Origin of the sequence: Streptomyces sp. NPDC048606 (assembly GCF_040650855.1) — a bacterium.
Taxonomy (GTDB): domain Bacteria; phylum Actinomycetota; class Actinomycetes; order Streptomycetales; family Streptomycetaceae; genus Streptomyces.
The window spans coordinates 1-15,475 of record NZ_JBEZIB010000011.1 but is presented as its reverse complement, the minus strand read 5'-3'; the positions used below and the strand labels follow the sequence as shown (position 1 = coordinate 15,475).

Sequence of the window (15,475 nt, the reverse complement as noted above, 5' to 3'; positions counted from 1 at the left end):
GGGCCGGGCTCGCGCGCGCCGGGGCGGGCCGCTCTCCGGTCGGGCTCAGTCGGTGGCCAGGCGGCCGAAGCGGCCCTTGTGGAAGAGGAGGGGGTCGCCCTCGCCCCGTGCGCCCATCGCCTCGACGCGGCCGACGACGATCAGGTGGTCGCCGCCGGTGTGCACGGCGTGGACGCGGCAGTCGATCCAGGCGGGCACGTCGTCGAGCTGCGGCGATCCGGTCGCGGGGGCGGGGCGGTGGCCGACGCCGGCGAACTTGTCGGCGCCGCTGATCGCGAAGGCGCGGCACAGTGCGCCCTGGTCGGCGCCGAGGACGTTCACGCAGAACACCCCGGCGCGGGCGATGCGCGGCCAGGTGGTCGACGTGCGCGCCACCATGAACGTGACCAGGGGCGGGTCGAGGGAGAGCGAGGCGAAGGACTGGCAGGCGAAGCCGGCCGGCCCGCCGTCGTCCTCGCCGGGCGGGGCGGTGATGATCGTGACCCCGCTCGCGAAGTTGCCCAGTACGGCGCGGAACTCGGCGGGGCTCACGGGCGCCCGTTCGTCCTCCCCTACGGCCCGCAGGTCGGGCCGTGGGAGCGCGTCGATCCCCGCGCCCGCGGGATCCGGCCCGCCCGAGGTGGGGGAGCCGACCGACCTGAGGTATCGGACGACGGTGGCCGCCATCCCTGCGTGTCCCATCACCCTCCCGATTGAAGCTGACGGATCGTCAGATGTGAAGGGGTGGAGGAGCGCGGGCGGGCGAACGCCCCGCGCCGGGGCGCCGCCGCCCGTACGGGTGAAACGCACGGGGTCGGTGGGCCGTACGGGGGCCCGCCCGTCGGGCGGTGGGCATCGTGGCGGGCGGAAACGAGGCGGTGCTCGCCCGCCGCCGTCACCACGGCCCCCAGGAGGACCTCATGCTCGGCACCGACTTCCGCACCGGATCGCCCAACTGGCTGGACCTCGGCAGCCCCGACACGGTGGCCGCCGCCGACTTCTACACCCGCGTCTTCGGGTGGGAGCACGTCTCCGCCGGATCCGAGGTCGGCGGGTACGGGTTCTTCCGGCTCGGCGGCCGGACGGTCGCCGCGCTCGGGCCGCTGACCGAGGAGGGGGCCTCGTCCGCCTGGACGGTGTACTTCCGCAGCGACGACGTCGACGCCACCGCCCGGGCCGTGACCGCCGGGGGCGGGCGGGTGCGCATGGAACCGGGGGACGTGATGGAGGAGGGCCGGCTCGCCGCGTTCACCGACCCGCAGGGCGCCGAGTTCGCCTGTTGGCAGCCGGGCAGGACCGTCGGGCTGGAGGCCGCCTCCGTCGAGAACACCCTCGTGTGGGTGGAACTGCACGCCCCCGACCCGCAGGCGGCCATCGCCTTCTACGCCGGACTGTTCGGCTGGCGCCACGCCGAGATGAGCACGCCCGGGATGACGTACCGCGTCCTGAGCGTCGCCGACGGGGACCAGGAGGACGGCTCCTTCGGCGGGGTCGCGCCGCTCGGCGAGGGCGCCGGCGACGGCGGGGCCGTGCGCTGGGTGCCCTACTTCCACGTGCCGGACGTGGACGCCACCGTCCGGACGGTGCGGGAGGCCGGCGGGAGCGTGCTGATGCCGGCCGCCGACGTGCCGGACGTCGGCCGGATCGGCTGGGTCGCCGATCCGGCCGGCGCGGTGTTCGCCCTGCTCAAGCCGAACCCCGGGGCGTAGGGCGCGGCGGGCTCCGGTCGGCGGGACGCGCGCCCCGCCGACCGGACCGGTTCACGGGGTCGTCTTGCCCACCTCCAGGTCGGCCGTCGGCTCCTTGACGGTGCCTCCGGGCGGGCCGGCCGCCGCGCTCGTGTTGTTCGCCGGGCGCGGGTCGGGGGTGAGGGAGTCGACCGTCGCGGTGTTGCGGATGTCGGAACCGTTGCCGGTGTACTCCGGGTCCAGCTTCACCTTGATCACCCAGGTCATCGAGGCGCCCGGGGCCAGGTGCGCCAGCGGGCCGCAGGTGATGGTCCGGCCCGAGGTGCAGGTCGGGTCACCCGAGACGAAGCTCAGCGCGGTCGGCAGGACGTCGGTGACCGTGACCTGGTCGGCCTGCGAGGGGCCGTTGTTGACGACGGTCATGGCGTAGTCGAAGGTCTCGCCCGGGGCGACCGGGGCGCTCTGCACGGGCTTCTTCGTGATCGCCAGGTCGGCCGCCGGTTCGGCGACGTGCCCGCCGGGGACGGTCGCCGTGCTCTTGTCGTTCTCCGACGCGGGGTCGATGTTGTCGGCCGTCACCTCGGCGGTGTTCCGCAGGTCGGAACCGTCGCCCTTGTAGGCGGGGTCGACCTTCACCGTCAGCAGGTACTCGACGGTCTCGCCGACCTTCAGCGGGGTGGTCCGCTTGCACGACACCAGCCGGCCCGCGACGGTGCAGCCCGCCGGCGAGGAGGCCACGTAGGACAGGCCCTCGGGCAGGTTGTCGGTCAGCTTCACGTTGAACGCGTCGGCCGACGGGCCCTTGTTGGTGATCCTGATCCGGTAGTCGAAGTTCTCGCCCGGGACCGGCGGCCGGGTGCCGACGGCCTCCTTGGTGACCCCGAGGTCCGCGGTCGGCTTGGTGACGGTGCTGCCCGGCAGGCCGGCCGGACTGCTGGTGTTGTTCTCCGGCTTCGGGTCCCTGGTCCGCGCGGTCGCCGTCGCCGTGTTGCGGATGTCCGAGCCGTTGCCCGTGTACTCGCTGTCCAGACGGACGGTGAAGCGCCACGTCCGCGAGGCCCCCGGCTCCAGTACGGCCAGCGGGCCGCAGGAGACCGTACCGTCCGTGGCCGAGCAGCCGTCGGGCGAGGACACGAACGCGAGCTGCGCCGGCAGCCTGTCGGTGATCGTGGTGTTCACGGCGCGCGACGGGCCGTCGTTCGTGGCCGTCACCAGGTACTCGAACGTCTGCCCGGGAGCGATCGGGGTGTCGTTCGCGGTCCGCTTCGCCGTCCACACGTCGGCCTGCGGCTCGGTGACCCCACCAGGCGGCAGCACCGGCTGCGAGGTGTTGTCGGCGGGCTCGGGCTCCTTCGAAGCCGACGAGGACGTCGCCGTGTTGCGCAGGTCGGAGCCGTCACCCGCGTACGCCGGGTCCAGCTTCACCTTGAACGTCCACGTCACGTCCCCGCCCGGCGCCATCCGCGCCAGCGGGCCGCAGGTGACCGTCCGGCCGGACACCGAGCACGGGTCCGCGGAGGAGACGTACGTCAGCCCGTCGGGCAGGGTGTCCGTCACCACCACGTTGCGCGCGTCGGAGGGCCCCTTGTTGGACGTGCGGACCTCGTACTCGAACTCCTGGCCCGGCACGGTCGGCCCCGTACCCAACGGGGTCTTCACGGTCGCCAGGTCCGAGACCGGCCCGAACGGCCCCGGAGGCAGCACCGGATCCGGCTTGTTGTTGCCGGGATCGGGGTCCGTGGCGTCCGAGGTGCCGTTCGCGCTGTTGCCGAGGTCCGAGCCGTCGCCCTGGTACGAGGCGCTCAGCCGGGCCTGGAAGCTCCAGCTGCGGCTCTGCCCGGCCGCCAACTGCGGCTCCGGCCCGCAGGTGACCGTCTGGCCGACCGCCGTGCAGCCGTCCGAGGAACCCACGTAGGTGATCCCGTCGGGCAGCCGGTCCCGCGCCGTCACGTTCCGGGCGACCGAGGGACCCCGGTTCCGCGCCGTCAGGGTGTACGTGATCAGGTCACCCGGGGCCTTGGCCTTCCCGTTCGCCTTCGCGTTCGCCTTCGTCCGCAGGACCGTCACCTCGACGGAATGGGCGCCCCGGGCCGTCGAGGCCGGCGCCGTGGTGATGGCCCGTACGGTCGTGGGCTGTGCGGCCGCCGGGGCCGGTACGGCCCACAGTGCGGCCGCGCAGAGCAGCGGGGCCAAGGCCCGCGCCACCGACCGCCGGCCCGGTGTCGTCGTCATCGCGCATCGTTTCCGTTTCGTGCGTGAGAGACCGTACAGAGCGCTGTACGGGAGTTCGGGGAAGGACGGGCGTGGGCATCAGCCCGCGCGCACGTCCTTGGCCAGCTCGATGTCGGCTCTCGCCGGGGCGATCCGCCCGCCCGGGGCACCCGCCGAACCGCTGTTGTCGGCCGGGTCGGGATCGGCGGTGTCCGACGCGGCGGTCGCCGTGTTGCGCAGCGCCACCCCGTCACCCGCGTACGCCGGATCCACCCGCACGGTGAACGTCCACGACCGGGAGCCGCCCGGGTCCACGACCGCCTCCGTCCCGCAGGTCACGTCCCTGCCCGAGGCGGTGCACCCGTCCGCCCCGGAGACGAACACCAGGCCCGCCGGCAGCGGATCGGTGACCCGCACCCGCCGGGCCACCGACGGCCCCGCGTTGCGCACCGTCACCGTGTACGTGAAGGTCTCCCCGGGCGCGACCGGCGTACGGTCCTGCGCCGCCTTGGTCAGCGACAGGTTCGCCCGCGCCGCCGCCAGACCGCCCGGCGGACCGGTCGCCGCGCTGGTGTTGTTCGCCGGCTGCGGGTCGGGCAGGCCCTGGCGGACCGACGCCACGTTGCCGAGGTCGGTGCCGTCCCCCGCGTACGCCGGGTCCAGCCGCACGCGCACCTGCCACGCGACGCTCGCGCCCGCGTTCACCGGGCCCCGGGCCGGACACGACAACTGCTGACCGGTGGCCGTACAGCCGCTCACCGAGGACACGAACCGCAGCGGGCCGGGCAGGGTGTCGGACATCAACACCGTCTGCGTGTGGGACGGCCCCAGGTTCCGGGCGGTGATCCGGTACTCGAACTCCTCGCCCGGTGCCACCGGCCCCGCCCCGACCCCCTCCTTCTCGGCGGCCAGGTCGGCGCGCGCCGTCACCGTGACGGCTGAGGCGGTGGAGGTGTTGTCCGCCGGGTTGGTGTCCGTACGGTCCGTCGGCGCCGTCACCGTCGCGGTGTTGGACAGGGAGGACGGCTGGGCCGGGGCGTTGCCGGTGATCGTGTACGTGACGGAGCCGCCGCGTTTGAGGTCGGCCTTCGTGTCCAGGACGTTGCCGCTCCCGGAGGCCGCCCCGCAGGTGCCGCCGGTGCCGGCCTTGCAGGTCCAGCTCACGCCGGTCAGCTCGGGCACGGTGTCGCGCACGACGGCGCCCGTCACGTCGTTGGCCTGGCTGTTGGAGACGGTGACCGTGTACGTCACCGGATCGCCGGCCGGCACCGTCGACTGGGTGGTCGACTTCACGACCTTCAGGTCGGCGGGCACGTTGATCGTCAGGTCGTCGATCTCGTGGTTGTTCGTGGCGCCGCCCGTACCGGCGGAGAAACCCACCTTCAGGGTGGAGGGCAGAGCGGGCTGATTGGTGATCGTCGTGACGTCGTAGTCGGTGACGAGCTGCGTCATCGCGGTGTCGGGGCCGCTGTCCGACCACACCGACAGCAGCATCTTGGAACCACTGGGCAGCAGCGAGACCCGCACCTTGCGTTCCTTGGCGCGGCTGCCCGTCTCCACGGTCGAGCCCGGCCCGTCGACGGCCGTGGCGTAGCGGTAGCCCGTCGTGCCGCTGCCGCCGCCGCGCACCACGACCTTGTTGGCCTGGGTGCCCGGACCGCCGTTGCCGACCCCCGTGGAGGAGAAGTTCCCGAACTCGTCGAGGCCGATGCCGAGGTAGGCGCCCGGCACGCCCGAGGTCAGGCAGCGGGAGGCCGCGCCCGAGCAGGCGTACCCGAGGCTGCCGCCGGAGGGGCCGACGCCGTCGGAGGCGCTCCCGTCGGTCAGGTAGAAGGACAGGCCGTCGCCGCGCTTGCCGTCGTAGGCGGTGCCGCCGTAGGTGGCGTAGCGGAACTCGGCGACGATGCCGAGGGTGGTGGAGAAGGCCTCCTTCATCTTCCAGGTGCCGGCCTGGTTGGTGCTCGTGGACGTCAGCCGCAGCCAGCCGCCCCCGGGGTAGCTCGCGTTGCCGCTGGTCGTGCCCAGGTTGGTCGAGCTGTCGAAGGTCTCGTTCACCGGGAAGCTGATCGCGCGGGGCAGGGGCCGCGGGGCGGCGGCCGGGCCGTCCGCGCCGGCGGCGGGGCCGGTCGCGGGCGCCGTGAGCGCGGCCGCGCACAGCAGGGGGACGGCGGCCCTGCGCCACCGGGCGGTCCAACGCGCTCTCATGCCGGTGCGTACCTCGTCATCGTGGTCGTCATCGTGGTCGTGGTGGTGGTGCGGGGGCGGTCAGCGGCGGGGGCGTCGTCGCGCGGCCACGCGGAGCGCGGCCCCGCAGGTGAGCAGGGCGGCCGAGGCCCACCCGAGCCAGGCGGGTACGCGGGCCCCGGAGTCGGCCAGGTCGCCGCGGCCCGGGTGGTGGTCCTTGCCGTCGTCCCGACCGGGCCTGCCGTGGTCGCCGTTGCCGTGGTCGCCCTTGCCGTGGTGACCGTCGTGGTGGTCCGGCCTGGCGGGGTGGTCGTGGTCGCCGTGGTGGTCCTTGCCGCCGTCGGACACCAGGCACAGCCGGCCGCCGTTCGGCCCCGTGGTGTCCGGGGCGTTGGCGTTGTCGGAGGGGTCGGGGTCGCGCACGGCAGAGGAGACCCGGGCGACGTTCTCGATCGGGGTGCAGCGCCCGCGCGGGGGGTTGGCCCGGTCGCGCGGGGCGGCCCGTACGGTGATCCGGAACTCCGCCGTGGCGCCCGGCGCGAGCCGGTCCAGGGCGGGGCACACGACGAGGCGTTCCCCGCTCGGGGCGAGCGCGCAGTCGTCGGGGGAGGACAGCAGGGTCAGCGTGGCCGGGAGCCGGTCGAAGACCTCGACGGCGCGGGCCGTCGCCGGGCCCGCGTTGTGCACCGAGATCAGGTACGTGAACTTCTCCCCCGGCCGTACGTCCTCGCGGCCCTTCGCGAGCAGGGCGGTCTTGCGCAGGGAGAGGTCCGCGAGGCGGGCGCTGGGCGGGAGCACCAGGCCCGTCAGGGAGGTGGAGTTGTTCCCGGTGTGGGGGTCGGGGGTGAGGGCGTCGACGGTCGCCTCGTTGACGATGTCGTCGCCTTCGCCCCGGTAGCCGGGCGCGAGTCGCACCGTGAGCACCCAGGTGTGCGAGGCGCCGACCGCCAGGGTGGGCAGCGGCCCGCAGGTGACCGTCCTGCCGGCGGCGGTGCAGCCGTCGCGGGAGGAGAGGAAGTCCAGGGCGGCCGGGAGCCGGTCGGTGACGGTGATCTGACGGGCGGTGGAGGGGCCGTGGTTGGTCACCGTCACGAGGTAGTCGTACGTCTCCGTGGCGGCGAGGGCCCCGCCGTCGTGGCGCTCGCGCTCCGGTGCGGCCGGGCGGGCGCGCACGCCGGCGGAGACGGCGAGGTCGGCGCCCGGGCCGACGCCCTGGCCGGTGCGCGGGCCGGTGTCCCGGTCCGGGAGGAGGGAGGGGGTGGGGGTGGGGGTGGGGGACGGGGCCGGTCGTCCCGGGTCCGGCGCGCGGTCGCCGCCGTCCGGCGGCGCGGACGATGCCGAGGGGGAGGGCGCGGCGGGGGCGAGGGGGTCCGACACGGCGGGGTCCGCCCGGTCCGGGCCGACGTCCGGTCGGGCGTCCGGGCGGGTGTCCGGTCCGGTGGCCGGCTCGGCCGTGGTGCGCGGGCCCGGGTCCGTCGGGGCGGAGGCCGCGGCGGGCGTCACGGTCAGGAACACGGAGGCCGTCGCGGCGCACAACGCGCGCGGCACGCGGCCTTTCACTCGCCAAGTAGGACCCATGCGGTCAGCTATTCACACAAATCGGTCGCGCATGCCGTGCCGAGTTGATCTCTGCTGCCTCATGGGTGAGCGTTTTCAGCCCCTCGGACGCACCCCCGTCCCTCCGGGAGCGCTCAGCGGCCCAGGTACTTCGGGGTCCGCCGCTCCACGAAGGAGGCCACGCCCTCGTTCGCGTCGGCGGTGCCCATGTTCAGCTCCTGGGCGGTGGCCTCGGCGGCCAGGGCGGCCGCCCGGTCCCCGTCCAAGGAGGCGTTCACGAGCTGCTTGGTCAGGGCCAGCGCCCGGGTGGGCCCCTGCGCGAGCCGCTCGGCCCAGGCCCGGGCGGTGGCCTCCAGTTCCGCCGCCGGCACCACCGCGTTGACCAGCCCCAGCCGGGCCGCCTCGGCCGCCGGCACGGCGTCCCCGAAGAACATCAGCTCCTTCGCCTTCCGCGGCCCCACCAGCCGCGGCAACAGGTACGCGCCGCCGCCGTCCGGCACGAGCCCGCGCCGCACGAACACCTCGATGAACCGGGCCGGCTCCGCCGCCACCACCAGGTCGCAGGCCAGGGCGAGGTGGGCGCCGATGCCCGCGGCCGTCCCGTTGACGGCGGCGATCACCGGCTTCTCGCAGTCCATGACCGCCGTGATCAGACGCTGCGCCCCGAGTCGGATCAGGCGGGCGACGTCACCGACGCCCCGCTCGCCGGTCGCCGGGGCCCCGCGCAGATCGGCGCCGGCGCAGAAGCCCTTCCCGGTCGCGGTGAGGACGACGGCCCGCACCTCGGGGTCGGCCGATGCCGCGTCGAGCAGGGCGATCACCCGCTCGCGCTGCTCCGGGGTGACGGCGTTCATCACGTCGGGGCGGTTGAGGGTGATCCACGAGACGCCGGCCTCGACGCGGTGCAGGACCTCGTCCGAGGGGTCCCGGGGCGGGGCGCTCGGGGCGCTCGGGGCGGGCTCCGGGCCCGGGTGGGTGGCGGACATGGCGGGCGGCTCCTTCTCGACGGCGGGGGTACGGGGCGCGGTCCGGGTACGTTCCGGGCGCGTGCGGCGCGTGCGGCGCGTGCTGTGCGTCAGCGGCAGACGGCCAGGGCGTCCAGGGCGACCGCCCCCTGGCCGCGCGGCAGCACCATCAAGGGGTTGATGTCCAGCTCGGACAGCACGTCGCCCAGTTCGAGCGCCATCCGCTGCACGCGCAGGATCACCTCGACCAGCGCGTCGACGTCCGCCGGCGGCGCCCCGCGGACGCCCTCCAGCAGGGGGTGCCCGCGCAGTTCGGTGAGCATGTGGCGGGCCTGGTCCTCCCCGAAGGGCGGCACCCGCACCGCCGCGTCCCGCAGCACCTCCACCAGGACCCCGCCGAGCCCCACCGTCACCGTCGGCCCGAAGAGGTCGTCGCGGGTGACGCCGACGACCATCTCGACGCCCCGCTCCACCATCTGGCAGACGAGGATGCCGTCCAGCGGGACGTTCTCGTAGCGGGCGATGTCGGTGAGCTCCCGGTAGGCGTCACGGATCTGGCTCGCGGACGTCAGCCCGATCTTCACCAGGCCCAGCTCCGTCTTGTGCCCGAGCTGCGGCCCCGAGGCCTTCATCACGACCGGGTACCCCACCAGGCCCGCCGCCCGCACGGCGGCGGCCGCGCTGGTCACGAGCTGCTCGCGGGGGACCCGTATCCCGTACGCCCGCAGGAGCTGCTTGGCGGCGTGCTCGCTGAGCTGCTGGCCGGGCCGCATCAGGGCCTGCGCCTTGCGGTACGAGGGGGACGGGGTGCGGGGGGCCTCGTCGAAGGGAGAGCGGTAGGAGGCGGTGAAGCGGTGGTGGCCGAGGTAGGCGCGCACGGCGGTGATGCAGTTGCCGAAGGTGCGGAACGTGGCCACCTTGGAGGAGCCGAGCAGGGTGGTGCGGTAGGCCTCCTCGGTGCCGACGGGGGAACCCCAGATCACGCAGATCAGCTTGTCGGTGGCCTCGGCCGCGTCCACGAGGTCCTGGGCGAGGCGGTCGCTCATCGGCGGGAAGGGCCCGGTGATCGGACAGATCAGGACGCCCACGGAGGGGTCCGCCAGGATCGCGTCGATGATCTTCCGGCCGCGCCAGTCGCCGACGGGGTGCCCGCCGTTGTCCACCGGGTTGGCCACGTTGAGGTAGGACGGGATCCACTGGTGCAGCTCGTCCTGTTTGGCCGCGGAGAGGGTCGGCAGGCTCAGGCCCGCCTCGGTGGCCAGGTCGGAGAAGTGGGCGCCGGTGCCGCCGGAGATGGAGTAGACGACGACCCCGTCGGCGCGGGGCGCGCGGGCGCGGGCGAGGAGGGCGGCGGTGTCCTGGAGTTCGTCCAGGCCGTCCACGCGGATCACCCCGAACTGGCGCATGGCCGCGTCCACGACGGTGTCGGCCCCCGTCAGCTTCCCGGTGTGCGAGGCGGCCGTGCGGGCGCCGGTCTCGGTGCGCCCGACCTTGACCGCGACGACGGGGACCCCGTTGCGGGCGGCCCGGTCGGCGGCCAGCAGGAAGGAACGGCCGTCCTTGAGGCCCTCGACGTAGCAGGCGATGGCCCCCACCTCGGGCTGCTCGGCGAAGTAGGAGATGAAGTCGGAGGTCTCCAGGTCGGCCTCGTTGCCGGTGGGCGCCCAGTGCGAGAGGCGGATGCCCAGTTCCTGGAGGGTGTAGACGGGGCGGCCCTGGTGGCCGGACTGGGTGATGAGGGCGATGGCCGGCCCGTCGAGGTCCTCGCGGAACTCCTGGAAGGCGTTGAGGTTGGTGTTCGGGCCCAGCAGGCGCAGCCCGGAGCGGCGCACGGCGGCGGCGAGGCGGGCCTGCGCGGCGGCCCCGGTGTCCCCGGTCTCGGCGAAGCCGGAGGCGAAGGCGACGGCGAACTTCACCTTGGTGTCGGCGAGTTCCTCGATCACCGGGACCGGGTCGGCGACGAGGAGGACGGCGAGGTCGACCGGTTCGGGCAGCTCGGCCAGGTCGGCCACGGAGGACAGGCAGGGCAGGCCGAAAACGGAGGTCCGGGTGGGGTGCACGGGGTGGACGCGGGCTCCGACGCGTTCGGCCCAGGCGATCAGCTGCCGGGTGATCCCGGTGTTGGGTCGGCCCTCGGCGTCGGAGGCGCCGATGACGGCCACGGACTCGGGCCGGAAGAACCGGTCGAGGTCGGGCGCATCGGAGTGCAGGGGTCGTCCGCTGACGTCCAGGGCGGCGGGGTCCTCGCCGGACAGGGCGGCCGTGGAGTGGACGGCCGTCCTGGGGGTCTCCCCGCAGGCCTCGACTCGTGCGCGGAGGTCGGTGGTCAGGGTGCCGTGAGTTGATCCAAGCATCGCTTCGCCCGCTCCTGCTCGATGAACCTCGATGGAATCAATAGCTGACGCTTAGTCAGGTTACTGAACTGACGAGCCGTCAGGAACAGGGATGCGCAGGAAAGGTGGTGGAGGTGATGTGCGGATGTGTCCGTGTCCGCGTCCGTGGGATCGCACGCGTCCGCGTCCGTGTGCGCGCCGCTGTCCGCACGGCCGTCGGCGCGCGGACCCGCCCGCCGGGGCGGTGCGCGGCCCCGCCGCACGGTGGTACGCGCCCCCGCCTGCACGGTGGCACGCCGCTCCGCACACGGTCCAGACCCGATCCGGCCGACGCCGGCGCCCCCGACCCGGGTCGGCGCACGGGCCCAGGCGCGGCTACGCGCGCTTCTTCCGGGCCAGCGCCCGGGCGATCCTCTCCGCGTCCCGGGCCAGCTCGCGCAGCATCCCGCTGATCGGGTTGGTGTACCCGGTGAAGTACAGCCCCGGCGCCCCCGGAGCGGTCCGCGCCCCGTGCGCCAGCGGTCGACCGCGCCCGTCCAGGACCCCCAAGTGCCCCACGAGCCCCTCCAGCCCCCGCCGGTAGCCCGTCGCCGCGACCACCACGTCCGGGGAGATCCGCGTCCCGTCGGACAGCACCACCTCGCCACCGTCGAAGGAGGCGACGGCCGCGACCGGCTCCACCCGCCCCGCGCGCACCGCCGCGATCAGGCCGACGTCCTGCACCGGGATCGCCCCCTGCCGCACCCTGCTGTACAAGCCGGTCGTCGGGCGGGGCAGCCCGTACGCCGACAGGTCGGGGACGGAGGCCTTCGCGACCGGCTTCGCGAGCCGGTCCACGAGCCGCACCGGCAGCCGCCGCACGAGGATCCCCGTACGCTGCGCCGGCCATCCGCACGTCGAGCGGCGCAGGATGTGCGGCGCGGTGCGCACGGCCAGCCGCACCCGTGCCGCCCCGCCCTCGACCAGGTCCACGGCTATCTCCGCGCCCGTGTTGCCGGCCCCGACGACGAGCACGTCCCGGCCGGCGTACGGCCCGGGCTCCCGGTAGCGGGCGGCGTGCAGCAGCTCGCCCGTGTACGTGTCGAGGCCGGGCCAGTCGGGCACCGCCGGGGTGTGGTTGAAGCCCGTCGCCACGACCACGGCCCGCGCCGCGAGCAGCCGGCCTCCGGTCGCGTGCAGGACCCAGCCGTCGCCGGGGGCGGCGTCTGCGGGGGCGGCGTCGCTCCCGCCGGCGGCCCGCTCGACGCGGGTCACCTCCACGCCGGTCACCAGCTCCAGCTCGTGGAACTCGGCGTACTTCTCCAGGTACCGCACCACGTCCGCCCGCGCGACCCACCGCCCGAAGCGGCGCGGGATCGCCAGCCCCGGCAGGGCCGACAGACGCCGCGTCGTGTGCAGGCGCAGCCGCTCGTAGTGGCCGCGCCAGGAGGCGCCCACGGATCCGGACTTCTCGACGACCACGGCGCGGACCCCGCGCGCACGCAGCGCGGCGGCGACCGCGAGGCCACCGGGCCCACCGCCGATCACGTACACCGGGCGGGGCTGGGTGGCGGTCATGTCGGCGGCGGTCACATCGGTCGCGGGCATGAGGAGTGAGCGTATCGACACCCAGCGTTGATGGGTCTCGGACGAGGAGTGAATCGATTGCGGATCGATCACGGCGCGGCCCCGCGGACGGGGGCCCCCGCGCTGCCACAGTGGAGATCCGAAACCGGAACCGGACGCGGTCGGACACGACCTGACACGACCGGACGGGGCAGGGCAGAGCACGGCAGGACAGGGCAGGACAGGGCAGGACAGGACGGGTCCGGACGCGGCCGGACCCCGGCGGAGAGGGACGCGCGATGTGGCAGCCCGACGGGTGGGACGTACGCGTCCGCCTCGGAATCCTCACCCCCCACGCCGACGTCGGCCCCGAGTCGGAGCTGCGCGCCATGGCCCCCGCGGACGTGGGCCTGCACGTCGCGCGCGTGCCGTTCGGCGCGATGGGGCCCGGCGGGGCGATGGACGACACCATCCCCCTGGCCCCCGTACGGGCCTTCGCTGAACCCCCACACGTCGACGACGCCGCCGCCCTGCTCGCGGCGGCCCCCGTCGGCGCCCTCGCCTACGCCTTCACCAGCTCCGCCTACGTCATCGGCGCGCGCGGGGAGGCGTACATGCTCGACCGGCTGCGGGAGCGGGCCCACGGGCTGCCCGTCGTCGCCCCCTGCGCCGCCGCCGTCGAGGCGCTGCGGCTCCTGGGCGTCGAACGCATCGCCCTCGTCGACCCCCCGTGGTTCGGGGCCACCCTGAGCGAACTCGGCCGCGGCTACTACGAGGAGGTCGGCTTCGAGGTCCCGTACGCCGCCCCCTGCTCCCTGCCCAGCGGGCAGGTCCTGATCCGGCCCGAGGCCCTGCACGCCTGGGTGGCCGCCGAGGTCCCCGACAGCGCCGAGGCGGTGGTCATCGGCGGCAACGGCTTCCGCGCCGTCGGGGTCATCGAGGCCCTCGAAGCCACCCTGGGCCGCCCCGTCCTCACCGCGAACCAGGTGCTCCTGTGGGCCGCCCTCCGCGCGACGGGCACCCCGACGGACGGGGTGCGGGGGTACGGGGAGGTGTTCGGGGCGTAGGCCGCGCCGCCCCCCTTGCGGGATCGGCCGACATCCGCTGAACTGACGTACCGTCAGATCGAGGGTGGGAGGGGCGGCGATGCAGACCATCTGGCTCAGCGGTGCCGAATGGCTCGCCGTGCTGCGCATGGGCCTGGGCCTGTGGTGGCTGGAGAGCTGGCGGCACAAGGACAAGAAGGGCTGGTTCGAGCGCGGCACGGGCATCGCCTGGGCCGCCGACGTCGCCGGCAGGCACCGGTGGCCCTTCGTCAGGACCGGGTTCGCCAAGGTCGTCCAGCCACGACCCAGGATCGTGGCGTACGTCGTCGTCTACGCCGAACTCGCCCTGGGCCTCGGCCTCGTCCTCGGCTTCCTCACCCCGATCGCCCTGATCGGCGGCCTCCTGCTGAACCTGCTCTACCTCGTGCTCATGATCCACGACTGGGCCGAGCAGGGGCAGAACGCCATGATGGCGCTGATCTCGCTCGTCGCCCTCTTCGCCATGGGATGGCAGACCTGGTCCCTGGACGCGGCGATCGGACTCTTCCTGTGACCGCCGGCGCGGCCGACGGCGCGGGCGTGGGCCCCCGCTTCGACCTCCCCGAGGTCGACGAGTTCACCCGCCCCTACTGGGAGGCCGCCGGCCGCGGCAGCCTCCTGCTGCGCCGCTGCGCGGACTGCGCCCGCGCGCACCACTACCCGCGCGAGTTCTGCCCCCACTGCTGGGCGGGCGAGGACCGGGTGACGTGGGAGCCGGCCTCCGGCCGCGCGACCCTCTACACCTGGTCCGTCGTCCACCGCAACGACCTCCCGCCCTTCGGCGCGCGCGTGCCGTACGTGGCGGCCGTGGTCGACCTGGAGGAAGGACCCCGGATGATGACCGAGGTCGTCGACTGCCCGCACGAGGGGCTGCGCGTCGGCATGCCGCTGGAGGTCGCCTTCCGGGAGGCGGCCGAATCGGTCCACGTCCCGGTGTTCCGCCGGGCCGGGGGGCCGGGCGGGGCTCGCTAGGGCCTGTCGTCAAACTCCTGTCGTCGCCCGGAGGGGGGCCCCGCGGCGTCCGGTGCGGCGAGAGCGCGTGCCGGGCGTCGCGGGGCAGACGGGAGTTTGACGACAGGCCCTAGGGCCAGAGCAGTTCGCGCCGCCAGGCGGCGGGGCCCGTGCGACGGTAGCGCAGCCGGACGTGACGGCGGGCCGCGTCGCCCTGGAAGAACTCCACCTCGGCGGGGTCGAGGACGTAGCGCGTCCAGGTCGGCGCCGGAGCCTCCGGCTCGGCGCCGGCCCGTTCCCACGCCGCCGCCGAGGCCCGCGCCAACTCCTCTGGTGAATCCAGGACCTCGCTCTGGCGCCCGGTGAGGGCCGCCGCCAACGCCCCGCGCGAACGCACGGCCAGGTCCGCCCGGCTCTCCTCGGGCCCGCACGCGCCGACCCGACCCCGCACCCGGACCTGGCGCCCCACCGAGGGCCAGTAGAAGCAGAGCGCCGCGTCCGGGCGCCCGGCCAGCTGCCGCCCCTTGGCGCTGGTGGCGTGCGAGGCGAAGTGGAAGCCGCGCGGGTCCGCGTCGTGCAGCATCAGGACGCGGACGTCGGGCCGGCCCTCGGCGTCCACGGTGGCCAGGTTCACGGTGTGCGGCTCGGGCTGCCCGGCCCGGGCGGCCTCGACGAACCACTGCCGGAACAGGGGGAGGGGCTCGTCGGGCGCGGCGTCGACGTCGAAGCCGGGGAGCAGGGTGTCCCAGACCCGCAGGGAGTGCAGGGTGCTGTGGAAGTCGCTGGTCATGGGGTCAGGCTAGAGGGGGATCGAGGGGCGGGGGCGGGGGTGCGGCCGGGGCACGGCGGAACACCGCGGGGCGGGGTCGGGGAGGTGCCGGGGGTTTCCCGTCAGTCTCATCGTCTCTCCGGGGCGGGCCGGGCCCTCAAGGGCGCTCACTTCGTTCGCGTCGCTTCGCGATGGCCTTCGGCCACCC

At 74.7% G+C, this 15,475-nt stretch carries 12 protein-coding genes; 4 read left to right on the top strand and 8 right to left on the bottom strand.

Going from position 1 to position 15,475, the window contains the following annotated elements; genetic code table 11:
• Positions 1 to 45 precede the first annotated feature (45 nt).
• A complete protein-coding gene (locus AB0D01_RS14100) occupies positions 46 to 666 on the bottom strand; it encodes a flavin reductase family protein (RefSeq protein ID WP_363055601.1) in 621 nt (206 codons plus the stop codon).
• 233 nt (positions 667 to 899) lie between these two features.
• Here AB0D01_RS14100 and AB0D01_RS14095 point away from each other — a divergent pair, with 233 nt between their 5' ends.
• The gene (locus AB0D01_RS14095) at positions 900 to 1,688 is read left to right on the top strand and encodes a VOC family protein (RefSeq protein WP_363055600.1); all 789 of its coding nucleotides are present in this window, start codon (positions 900 to 902) and stop codon (positions 1,686 to 1,688) included.
• A 51-nt stretch (positions 1,689 to 1,739) separates the two neighbouring features.
• Here the strand turns inward: AB0D01_RS14095 and AB0D01_RS14090 are convergent, their stop codons facing one another.
• The 6 genes from AB0D01_RS14090 to AB0D01_RS14065 all read right to left on the bottom strand — a co-directional run bounded on the left by AB0D01_RS14090 (position 1,740) and on the right by AB0D01_RS14065 (position 12,504).
• The gene (locus AB0D01_RS14090; protein WP_363055413.1) at positions 1,740 to 3,899 is read right to left on the bottom strand and encodes a DUF11 domain-containing protein; all 2,160 of its coding nucleotides are present in this window, start codon (positions 3,897 to 3,899) and stop codon (positions 1,740 to 1,742) included.
• A gap of 78 nt (positions 3,900 to 3,977) precedes the next feature.
• Positions 3,978 to 6,083, bottom strand: coding sequence for a hypothetical protein (locus tag AB0D01_RS14085; protein ID WP_363055412.1), 2,106 nt, complete (start codon positions 6,081 to 6,083; stop codon positions 3,978 to 3,980).
• Between the two features lie 60 nt (positions 6,084 to 6,143).
• On the bottom strand, positions 6,144 to 7,610 hold the full coding sequence (locus tag AB0D01_RS14080) for a DUF11 domain-containing protein (protein WP_363055411.1): 1,467 nt from the start codon (positions 7,608 to 7,610) through the stop codon (positions 6,144 to 6,146).
• A 143-nt stretch (positions 7,611 to 7,753) separates the two neighbouring features.
• Positions 7,754 to 8,605 carry an enoyl-CoA hydratase-related protein gene (locus AB0D01_RS14075; protein ID WP_363055410.1) on the bottom strand — a complete coding sequence of 284 codons (852 nt, stop codon included), beginning with the start codon at positions 8,603 to 8,605 and terminating at the stop codon, positions 7,754 to 7,756.
• 89 nt (positions 8,606 to 8,694) lie between these two features.
• Positions 8,695 to 10,938, bottom strand: coding sequence for an acetate--CoA ligase family protein (locus tag AB0D01_RS14070; protein ID WP_363055409.1), 2,244 nt, complete (start codon positions 10,936 to 10,938; stop codon positions 8,695 to 8,697).
• A gap of 354 nt (positions 10,939 to 11,292) precedes the next feature.
• Positions 11,293 to 12,504 (bottom strand): NAD(P)/FAD-dependent oxidoreductase, encoded by a 1,212-nt coding sequence (locus AB0D01_RS14065; RefSeq protein ID WP_363055408.1) that lies wholly within the window; start codon positions 12,502 to 12,504, stop codon positions 11,293 to 11,295.
• Positions 12,505 to 12,761: 257 nt separating this feature from the next.
• Between AB0D01_RS14065 and AB0D01_RS14060 the strand changes: the two genes are divergently transcribed.
• The 3 genes from AB0D01_RS14060 (at position 12,762) to AB0D01_RS14050 (ending at position 14,519) form a co-directional block, all read left to right on the top strand.
• A complete protein-coding gene (locus tag AB0D01_RS14060; RefSeq protein WP_363055407.1) occupies positions 12,762 to 13,529 on the top strand; it encodes an aspartate/glutamate racemase family protein in 768 nt (255 codons plus the stop codon).
• Positions 13,530 to 13,608: 79 nt separating this feature from the next.
• A complete protein-coding gene (locus tag AB0D01_RS14055) occupies positions 13,609 to 14,061 on the top strand; it encodes a DoxX family protein (RefSeq protein ID WP_363055406.1) in 453 nt (150 codons plus the stop codon).
• Entirely contained in the window at positions 14,058 to 14,519 is a 462-nt protein-coding gene (locus AB0D01_RS14050) for a Zn-ribbon domain-containing OB-fold protein (protein ID WP_363055405.1), read from the top strand. The genes AB0D01_RS14055 and AB0D01_RS14050 overlap by 4 nt, the downstream gene beginning before the upstream one ends.
• Before the next feature lie 109 nt (positions 14,520 to 14,628).
• Here the strand turns inward: AB0D01_RS14050 and AB0D01_RS14045 are convergent, their stop codons facing one another.
• The gene (locus AB0D01_RS14045; RefSeq protein ID WP_363055404.1) at positions 14,629 to 15,288 is read right to left on the bottom strand and encodes a pyridoxal 5'-phosphate synthase; all 660 of its coding nucleotides are present in this window, start codon (positions 15,286 to 15,288) and stop codon (positions 14,629 to 14,631) included.
• Between the last annotated feature and the right edge of the window lie 187 nt (positions 15,289 to 15,475).